The following is a 9,600-nucleotide window of genomic DNA, read 5'->3' on the forward strand; positions in this document are numbered from 1 at the left end:
TATATTAATGTCAAATTAAGGTTGGAATGAGCTCATTCTACATTTCTAGTTTTAACACTGATATGGAAAAACCCTAAATCATTGGGCAAATAAAAAATTCATTTGGAAGATATTTCCAAAGAAATAGGCGTCAAATTAGATTAGGGCTTTTAAGAGTTAATTGAGATTTTTTTAGTAAAAGTTTGATGTAGTAACAATTATTAAGAAAATATTAGCTTATCCTCAGTAAAAAGTTTGATATAATAACAGTTATTAACAAAAATACTAACAATTGTATAATGAGCAAATACTCGTTAACAAATTGTTGTCGCACTAAGAGGACATGGATGGACAACAATGAAAAAAGCACATTCATTTCTGGTTGTATTGGTTTTGCTGTTAAGTACAGCCTTCTCGGGCTGTACATCGCAGCCAATGGTAGCGCCTCCGCCGCAACAGGATGAAAATCGGATCGCCAAGATGACGTTTGGCGCAGTAGCAACTGTTGAAAATACAAACATTAACGATGCCCAGTACGATCGGCTGATCAGGGTATTCTGTCTGCAAGGGCTGGCCCGGATTGGCCCGTCAGGCGCCCTCGAGCAGGAATTGGCAAAGTCATGGCAGGTGTCTTCGGACCTCAAGAAATGGAAGTTCCAGCTTTTTGACAATGCGACCTGGAGCGACGGTAAGCCTGTCACGTCCAGCGATGTGAAGTTCACATTAGAGAACCTTGCCAAGTTCACTCCGCACAAAATGCTGTACACTGAGGACATCGAGTCTATTGAGACACCTAACGCCAACACGGTGATTATCAACCTTAAAAAGCCGGATGCAAACTTGCTATATACATGGGATGTGGTCAAGATGCTGCCCGAACATGTCTATAAGGGTGTCCAAAATATCTCCTCATTCAACGGCAAGGAAGCTTCCATCGGAAGCGGACCTTATATCTTCGAAAAATTTGACAAAAATGCGGGCCTGCTCGTCTTCAAAGCCAACGAGAACTACTGGGAAGGAAAGCCGCCAGTAGATGTCATCGAGTACAGAATGTACAAGAATACAGATACACTCCTCCAGGCTTTACTCAAAGGCGAGATTGACGCCCCAGCCAGCACGATTAGTTATTATTACGTGCCGAAAATCCTTCAGAAAGAAGAATTGGGCATAATGACAGCGAAAAACGGGGGTGTATCCCTTGCAATTTACTTCAACGTGGAAAAACCACCCTATGACAGCAAGGTGTTCCGCGAGGCGATGAGCTATGCCATCGACTATAATGAAATGATGAAACTGTTCACGGCTGGCTATGGCTCGATACCTCCAGCAGGGTGGATTCCTGAGGGCTTGTACGGATACGTGGAAACCCAGCCTCTAGCATACGATGTCAACAAATCAAAAGCCCTACTGGACTCTATGGGCATGGTCGATCTGGATGGCGACGGCTTCAGGGAAATGCCCGATGGCACCAAGTTCCAGGGTGAGATTACCGCCAGGAGCGACATCGCGGACCACGCCCGCGCTGCAGAAATGCTCAAGAAGTACTTCAACGCCGTCGGCATAGACATCAAGTTCAAGTGGGTTGATCTAGCCACGTTCGATGCCCTTACGGGCGCAACAGAAGAAATGATCCTGTCGCCGACCTCGTATTTTGGCATCTCTATGGGTGCAGGCTATGGCACGGGCCTTGTCGGCACAGGCGAATATGGCTGGTGCATGTTGAATGAGACGACCTACAATTCGCTCGCCGACCAGCTAAGCATGGCCGGAGATGAGGACACCCGGCTCAAACTCGGCGGGGATCTCCAGAGATATTATGCCGACAACCTGCCTATGATTACGGTGTATTCGATGGATCTGATTCAGCCCTACAATAAAAAGTATGCAGGCTGGGTTGTCGGCTTGTCCAGTGTACTGAACCATCATACAATCATGGAGCTAAAACCTGCTTGAACTGTGACGTGAGTTATTGTATGACAGGTTTCACTCATATATGGAAAAAATCACGTTCCAGGCCTATGCCCCCAATCGTCTGGGCGCTGTTCACTGGCACGGCCCTGAACGGCTTCAGCACGTCGATTGTCACACCCTTCATCTCCGTCTACCTGTACGCCTATGAAGGTTCACCAGTAGCCCTTATTGGCCTGGTTGTCTTTCTCCAGACCATTGCCAACGCGGTTATGCAGCTCGCGGGTGGTGAGCTTTGTGATCGGTTTGGCCGAAAGCCAGTGTTCATGGCAGGCCTTGCCGGCGTTTCCATGAGTTTCACAGGGCTTGCGGTGGGGGTCGCATACAATGCCTCTTTTGAGTATTTCCTCGCACTTCTCGTCCTGTCCGGCATATCTTCGGGGCTTTTCAGCACGGCACCTTCTGCGGTACTGGCCGATGAGGTGGGCGAGGAGCAAAGGGCTGAAGCTTATAGTACACTCAGGACGGGCTATAACCTCGGCTACTCGATCGGCCCAGTGATCGGAGGCATAGCAGCTTCTGTCTCCTATACCCTGGCATTCTCGCTTACGGCTATGGCATCGGCCGCTTACCTTGTAATCGTCACGCTGTACGTCCGGGAACGCAACCATGGTGCGACACCCTATAGCGACGATCGATCGCAACACGGCTCTCTGCTAGAAGATAGGCCGTTCATCCTTTTACTGGTACTTGCGTTCCTCGCTGCTCTGGTTGCAGCCCATATGTACTCGCCCCTCTCTGTCTATGCAAAGGGCATTGCTGGCCTCTCCGAAAAAGAGATAGGCGCATTTTTTTCTCTGAACGGCCTTATGGTCGTTTTTCTCCAGTTCCCGGTGACCAGGGTCTCCGGACGCATCAGACTCACAACCTCGATGGCCCTCGGAATGGGACTTTATGCCGTTGGCCTGGCACTGATCGCTGTCCAGGGAGGATTTGAGTGGCTGATGCTGTGCGTTGCGGTGATGACGTTTGGCGAGCTGTTATATCTTCCTTCGCTCACCACGCTGACTGCCAATATGTCTCTAGAGCATCGGAGAGGCAGATACTTCGGGCTCGTGGGATTGACGGGCTCAGCAGGTTTCGGCGTCGGTGCCCTTCTGGGAGGCTGGCTCCTTGGGCTATTCTGGGAAAGCTCTGGCGCATTCTGGCTCATCGCCGCCATGATTAGCCTTGTCTGTGGCGCCAGCTTCTGGTACCTTGGAGTAATGACCCGCCCAAAAACAGGTGTCGACGGTCGAGCACCTTCCTTGTGGAAGGGAGTATAAAGCATGTGTGAAAAGCATGTGTGAACGACACGTTGTATAACATCCCGTCGTACGAATGTTATACAGGCTGTACGGTGCATAAACTGGCCTCTTCTGGTGTATTCTTCAGTTAACATTCTTAATGTTATTAAAATAATACATATTTAGTAACACAAAATTATTAAAGAATGAGATATAGTAAAGAAAGTGCTTATTTATTTATGGACTGATGAATGTTGCCGATTCGCCATGTCATGACATTGAGGTCTGTTAATGAGGTACATAACAAAGCTATTGATAATTACTGTTCTGGTTGCCTGTGTTTTGCTATCAGGATGTACGCAGCCGTCGGCAAATTCGACGGCGTCGCAGACACCTGCTGGGGATAACCGAGTCCAGAAACTGGTTATTGGAACAACCAACAAGGTGGAAGACACGAACATCAACGATTACTACTTCGGGACATTCTCGCGCCGCCTGACTCACCAGGCTCTGGTGACTATCGCCGCTAACGGTGACATCGTACCTGAGCTTGCCACGTCGTGGGACACCTCGGACCTGAAGACCTGGACGTTCCACCTGGTTGGCAATGCCACGTGGCACGACGGCAAACCGCTGACAGCGCAGGACATCAAGTTCACCATGGACTACCGGAAAAAGAATGACCCAAACTGGAAATCGATATTTGGCGATCTTCGCTCGGTCGAAGCTCCAGACGACCGGACAGTACTCATGACGCTTGACAAGCCGGACTTCAACTTTCTCATAAACCTTGCAACTTACAGAATATTGCCTGAGCATATCTACAAGAACGTCGAAGACCCGAAGAAGTTCAACAGCCCGGACGCATGGATCGGCACTGGCCCTTATGTGCTCAAGAGCTTCGATAAGACCACTAGCCTACTCCACTTCGAGATTTACGACCAGTACTGGGGCCAGAATCCAGCCATCGACCAGATCGACATACGCTACTTCGCCAACACAGACACGATGATGCTCGCGTTCCAGAAAGGAGAGATAGACACTCCATATGGCTATGCGACGGGCTTCAGCCCCTTCTACGTGCCCAAGTTGCTCGACGATAAAGACATTGGCATCATGATCCAGAAGAACAACGGCATCACCAACGTGCTCTGGTTCAATGAGAACAAAACGTACCTTGACAGCAAGACCTTCCGGCAGGCCGTCAGCTACGCAATCGATTATGAGGAGATGAAGAACATCTTCACAGCTGGCTACGGCTCGATTCCCGATGCAGGCTTGGTACCCCAATGCACTCTGTACTACAAAGAGACAAGGCCGCTCACCTACGACGTGAACAAATCGAAAGACTTGCTGGACGCGGCAGGTTTCAAGGACACGAACGGTGATGGATTCCGCGAGACTCCGGATGGCAAAAAGTTCCAGCCTGTGCTCTCGACGCGCAGCGATATGGTAGACAACGTCCGGGCCGTCGAGATGCTGAAGAAGTACCTGAACGCCGTGGGCATCGACGTACAGCTCAAAATCATGGACCGAACGTCCTTTGGCAACTCTATGGACTTCGATAAGACGCATGAGATGGCGCTGGCCCGGACAACTTACTGGGGCATGCAAATGGGTGCAGGTTACGGATCGGGCTACATCGACCAGCGCATCTACGGCTGGTCAATGGTCAACGACTCGAAGTTCCAGACCACCGTGGACCAGCTCACGTCAACCATCGACAAGGATAAGCGCAAGGACTTGGCCGGCCAGCTTCAGGACTACTATGCCGACGAGATGCCGGCAATCGCCGTGTACAACATGGATATCATCCAGCCGTACAACAAGAACTACGCGGGATGGGTCTACAACCCATGCAGCGGCATCCTGAACTACGACACGCTGTTCTATCTGCATAAAGCATGAACATGCCCCATGATGGAGACATTTTTTATTATTTGTTCGATCGCGGAGGTCCTATGAATAAAACAAAATGGGAAATAGCATGGGACGAAGCCCAGCTGAAATCGTCTGGAAGAGTCAGGACGCAGAATGAGGCTGCATGGGCAGGTTACTGGGATGAGGTTGCAGACGAGTACCTGAGCGATGTGATCGCAGGAGAGCCTGTGTACAGAGCTATTGTCGACCACCTGACGAAACAGGGTGCGTTCAGGGACGGAGACAGCGTGCTGGATATCGGCTGCGGCCCCGGGACTTATGCCCTGCTATTTGCCGAACGGGCACGGCAGGTTGATGCCCTTGACTCATCAGCTGCTATGCTGGATGCGATGTTGCGGGAAGCGGCGCACAGGGGCCTGTCCAGTCTCCGGCCATTGCAGGCAAAGTGGGAAGAGCTTGTACCGGAAGGTAAATATGACCTCGCTTTTTCGGCCATGTCCCCCGCGATAAGGGACGTGGAGACGCTCCTAAAGTTAGAAGCGTGCTCCACCCGGAGCTGTTGTCTGGTCACCTATGGTGAGAACCCGGACTACGGACCAATTAACGATCTCTGGGGTTTAGTCATCGGCAAACGGCAGGCTACCAATGCATATCATTATGTTTATCCCTACAACTTGTTGCGGGAAATCGACAGGAAGCCCACGCTGGAGATGTTCGTACTGGAGCGTGCAAAACAGGTGCCTGTTGACCGACTGGTCAGGCAGTACGTCACTTATTTCAGCATTTTCACTACAATCGACGCCCACAGTGAGCGCCTTATCCGCGAGTATTTCGAAGCTCGGTCCGACACGGGCTTATTTGAGGTAAAGAAACATGTCAGGCTGGCAGCCATCTGCTGGGATGTGCCGGGAGAGCCAGGGCCATGAGCCAGGTTGAAGGGCGAACGCGCTTTTTTGCCGGCAAGGCATTACGGTACGGCATCACGTTGGTGATCATCCTCACCATTAACTTCGCTATACCCCGCGCTATGCCCGGCGACCCTATGATTAACCTGCTGGGCGATGAAGCGGTCCGCATCGACAGTCAAATGCTGGACGAGTTGCGGGCTCAGTACGGCCTTGATCGGCCTGTTCAGGATCAATATATCGAGTACGTGCTGGGTGCAGGCCGCCTGGACTTCGGCTACTCCATCCACAAGAACCTGAAAGTGACCGACCTCATCTATGATCGGCTCTTCTGGACCCTGGTGCTTATCTTCCCTTCGATCGCCATCGGGGGACTACTGGCCCTGGTTTTGGGTGCCCTCGCAGGGTTCAGGCACGGGAGCAAAGTCGATCGACTCCTCACCGGGACCTCGATACTCATGTACACCTGTCCATCGTTCCTGTTTGCTATGATCGTCGTGACTATCTTCAGCTTTCATCTGGGATGGTTTCCGCTGGGCAATATATCCTCAGGCAAAACCCAGGGTTTTGCCTACCTGCTAGATATCGGATGGCACCTGTTTCTCCCGGTCGCCATTCTGGCGACCTTCGAGGCAGCGTATATTTTCCTGGTCGTCCGCAATTCGATTACCCAGATCATGGGCGAGTACTTCATTTTCGTAGCGAAGGCCAAAGGCCTACCGTCACGGGTTATCGAGCTCCGCCACGTCATGCGGAACGTGCTGCCCCAGTTCATCAGCATCATGGCCCTGAATTTCGGGTTCACGGTGAGCGGGGCCCTGATCATAGAGATCGTGTTTTCTTTAAACGGTATGGGCACACTTATATACGACGCAGTCATGTCGCGAGATTACCCTGTTCTGCAAGGCGCATTCGTCTTCCTGACGATCTTCATTCTGGCAGCCAACTTCCTGGCGGACGTGCTATACGGCATCGTTGACCCAAGGATCGGTGATTCGACGAACGCAGGAAAGAGAATATAATATAAATATTAATGGTAGTATGCAGTTAATATTACTATATAATTAAATAGTAACATTTACTCATGGCATAACGTGATAGGGTTTAATCTAAGATCGGATAGTATGCGGCACTCGACTGCTTATCACATGGAGAACCGATAGTATGGAATTGTCACTACCCGGAAATCTCTTCAGGCGCTTGAATGATACTGGCATAAAGGGCCTCCTGGACCGAAACCCACTGCGATCCCTGGGCATTATCCTCTTAACGGCCCTGGTGCTGGTAGCTGTCTTCGCGCCTTACTTGGCGCCGCACGACCCGAAACAGACTGGCATTCCCTACCAATCGCCGTCGTCTGAGCATCTACTCGGGACGAATGACTTGGGCCAGGACGTGTTCTCCGAGCTGATTTACGGGGCTAGGGTATCCTTGACCATCGGCTTTCTGTCAGGCATCATCTCCATCGTGATCGGCGTGACTGTGGGCGTCTTCGCCGGCTACTTCCGGGGCTGGGCGGAGGAACTGCTGCTGGGCACGACGGACGTGTTCCTTCTCATCCCGAGCCTACCCCTCATGATAATTCTGGCTGCCTACCTCAATCCCAGCATGTGGAATATCATCATGGTGGTCGGCCTCCTCTGTTGGTGTTCGACCGCCCGGCTGGTACACTCCCGGGTACTACAGGTGCGGGAGATGCAGTTCATCGAGTCCACCCGGGCGCTCGGCTACTCTAATCTTTATATCATAATCAGACACGTCTTGGTCAACACGAAGGATATCATCTACGCTAAATTCTCGCTGGCCGTAGCTTCGGCAATGCTATCGGAGGCGTCGCTCAGTTTCCTCGGCCTCGGCGATCCCCTGAATATCAGCTGGGGCGAGATGATCCATTTCGCGTTCAGTCGGGGCGGCTTCGCTAATGACATGTGGTGGTGGTATCTGCCGCCCGGCCTGATGATCTGCGTAACCTTGTTGGCCTTTATCATGCTCACCGTGGAGGGAAGGAAGGACAGCAAGATGCTGGAGTTGATCTGATGAGCCTCCTCAACATAAGAGGCCTGTCAGTGACGTTTGACACCCTGCAGGGGCCCTTCAAGGCGATCGAAGGCATCGATCTCGATGTGAAGGAGCTTGATACATTGGCCATCGTGGGCGAATCAGGCTGCGGAAAGTCCGTACTGGGCCATGCCGCGATGAGACTGCTGGACGACATCGCAGCCGTTAAGGGTAGCGTCGTCTACCGCGGACGGGAGGTCTACTCCATGTCCCGCGAAGAGCTGTTGGAAATGAGGGGAAAAGCAGTCTCGCTGGTACCGCAGAGCCCGTCGGCGTCGTTCAACCCTGTCATCAGGATCGGTAAGCAGATCACAGAGCTGATTGAGAAAGCCGGCGTCGCGCACGGCGGGGAGGCCGAGCAGAGAGCCCTGACGTACCTGGAACGCGTTGGTTTCTCCGATCCCCAGGCTATCTTCGACTCTTACCCGCACCGCAACCATTGGCTCGCATAAATCCGAAGGGTGCCGGTTCAGGGACCGTTGTGATCGCATTCGGGGCGAATGCAGCCACCACCCGCTGCTACGGGAGATCGAGGACGATCACATGGTAAGGTGCCATTATGCTTGAGCTGGCAGGCGTGTCGAAGACTTTCCAGACATCCTTCGTGAGGAGAGCCCGGAAAGTAGCCGTTGACTGCGTGTCCTTCCGGTTGAAAGAGGGCGAGATCCTAGGGCTGGTCGGAGAAAGTGGGTGCGGCAAGTCCACGCTCGGCCGGCTGGCGGTCAGGTTGTTGCAGCCTTCCGGGGGACGTATCTTCCTCGATGGGAAAGACGTGACGGACCTGCACGATCGGCAGTTCCGGGAGTATCGCCAAAGGATACAGATTATCTTTCAGCACCCGGAAAACGCCTTGGACCCCCATTTCACGCTCATGGATTCTATTCTGGAGGCATTCGACAGGCTCGGCATCCCAAAGAGTGAGTATCAGACCATGCTGGAACGGCTGGCCAATGAGGTGAGCCTACCACTCGACATCATCGACAGGTATCCGAACCAGGTGAGCGGGGGCGAAATCCAGCGGGCCGTGCTGACGCGCGTGTTCGCGTTCAAGCCCCGTTATCTTGTGCTGGACGAGCCCACCTCGATGCTGGATGTCTCGGTGCAGGCGCATATCCTGCAGCTTTTGAAAAAAAAAGCCCGAGAAGACCATATGGGCATGTTGTTCATCTCTCACGATCTAGAGGTCGTAAGAGCGATGTGTGACAGAGTAATGGTAATGAAAGAGGGGAGGATTATCGAAGAAGGCACTGCGGACAAGATCTTTGAGGATCCATCAACGCCTTACTTGCATAAACTGATCGCAAACTTTTGAGTGTCTTCATTCACATCATTGATTAGATACAGGAAAATGGGTACTGCGTGAACATTAATTGATTATGCTCGAAAGCTGGAGGGTAGGCGGGATAATATTCAAAAAACTTAAAAACTTCCGGTTTATGCAAATTGATCTCAGACATGTCACAAGAGAGTTTGGTGCGTTATAATAATCAGGGGATAATACTTGATCAGCTTGTGTTCGGACAAATTAGCCGGCGTGGGCTATCTACTGTTGACGCGATACTAATTTATTTATTTATTTATTT

Annotated in this window: 9 protein-coding genes; 8 read left to right on the plus strand and 1 reads right to left on the minus strand. The window is 51.7% G+C overall.

Going from position 1 to position 9,600, the window contains the following annotated elements; all coding sequences use genetic code 11:
* Positions 1-293: 293 nt before the first annotated feature.
* Positions 294-719, minus strand: coding sequence for a hypothetical protein (locus tag BP549_RS00530; protein ID WP_292377564.1), 426 nt, complete (start codon positions 717-719; stop codon positions 294-296).
* Here BP549_RS00530 and BP549_RS00535 point away from each other — a divergent pair.
* From BP549_RS00535 to BP549_RS00570, 8 genes are all read left to right on the plus strand, one after another.
* Positions 607-1,932, plus strand: coding sequence for an ABC transporter substrate-binding protein (locus BP549_RS00535; RefSeq protein WP_292377364.1), 1,326 nt, complete (start codon positions 607-609; stop codon positions 1,930-1,932). The genes BP549_RS00530 and BP549_RS00535 overlap by 113 nt on opposite strands.
* 20 nt (positions 1,933-1,952) lie before the next feature.
* Positions 1,953-3,212, plus strand: a complete 1,260-nt coding sequence (locus BP549_RS00540; protein ID WP_292377365.1) for an MDR family MFS transporter — start codon at positions 1,953-1,955, stop codon at positions 3,210-3,212.
* A gap of 252 nt (positions 3,213-3,464) precedes the next feature.
* Complete coding sequence (locus BP549_RS00545) at positions 3,465-5,081, plus strand: ABC transporter substrate-binding protein (protein ID WP_292377366.1); 1,617 nt, start codon at positions 3,465-3,467, stop codon at positions 5,079-5,081.
* Between the two features lie 53 nt (positions 5,082-5,134).
* Positions 5,135-5,980 (plus strand): class I SAM-dependent methyltransferase, encoded by an 846-nt coding sequence (locus BP549_RS00550; RefSeq protein WP_292377368.1) that lies wholly within the window; start codon positions 5,135-5,137, stop codon positions 5,978-5,980.
* On the plus strand, positions 5,977-6,981 hold the full coding sequence (locus BP549_RS00555; protein WP_292377370.1) for an ABC transporter permease: 1,005 nt from the start codon (positions 5,977-5,979) through the stop codon (positions 6,979-6,981). The genes BP549_RS00550 and BP549_RS00555 overlap by 4 nt, the downstream gene beginning before the upstream one ends.
* A gap of 142 nt (positions 6,982-7,123) precedes the next feature.
* A complete protein-coding gene (locus tag BP549_RS00560; RefSeq protein ID WP_292377371.1) occupies positions 7,124-7,996 on the plus strand; it encodes an ABC transporter permease in 873 nt (290 codons plus the stop codon).
* Positions 7,996-8,469: an ATP-binding cassette domain-containing protein gene (locus tag BP549_RS00565; RefSeq protein ID WP_292377374.1), complete on the plus strand. Its 474-nt coding sequence runs from the start codon at positions 7,996-7,998 to the stop codon at positions 8,467-8,469. Before BP549_RS00560 ends, BP549_RS00565 begins: the two co-directional genes overlap by 1 nt.
* A gap of 107 nt (positions 8,470-8,576) precedes the next feature.
* The gene (locus BP549_RS00570; protein WP_292377375.1) at positions 8,577-9,329 is read left to right on the plus strand and encodes an ABC transporter ATP-binding protein; all 753 of its coding nucleotides are present in this window, start codon (positions 8,577-8,579) and stop codon (positions 9,327-9,329) included.
* Positions 9,330-9,600 lie beyond the last annotated feature (271 nt).

This window comes from Methanosarcina sp. UBA289 (assembly GCA_002496565.1).
Classification (GTDB): domain Archaea; phylum Halobacteriota; class Methanosarcinia; order Methanosarcinales; family Methanosarcinaceae; genus Methanosarcina.

Coding starts and splice junctions, on each gene's coding strand:
- BP549_RS00540 (WP_292377365.1), top strand. CDS start 1,953: ATGACAGGTTTCACTCATATATGGAAAAAATCACGTTCCAGGCCTATG.
- BP549_RS00545 (WP_292377366.1), top strand. CDS start 3,465: ATGAGGTACATAACAAAGCTATTGATAATTACTGTTCTGGTTGCCTGT.
- BP549_RS00550 (WP_292377368.1), top strand. CDS start 5,135: ATGAATAAAACAAAATGGGAAATAGCATGGGACGAAGCCCAGCTGAAA.
- BP549_RS00555 (WP_292377370.1), top strand. CDS start 5,977: ATGAGCCAGGTTGAAGGGCGAACGCGCTTTTTTGCCGGCAAGGCATTA.
- BP549_RS00560 (WP_292377371.1), top strand. CDS start 7,124: ATGGAATTGTCACTACCCGGAAATCTCTTCAGGCGCTTGAATGATACT.
- BP549_RS00565 (WP_292377374.1), top strand. CDS start 7,996: ATGAGCCTCCTCAACATAAGAGGCCTGTCAGTGACGTTTGACACCCTG.
- BP549_RS00570 (WP_292377375.1), top strand. CDS start 8,577: ATGCTTGAGCTGGCAGGCGTGTCGAAGACTTTCCAGACATCCTTCGTG.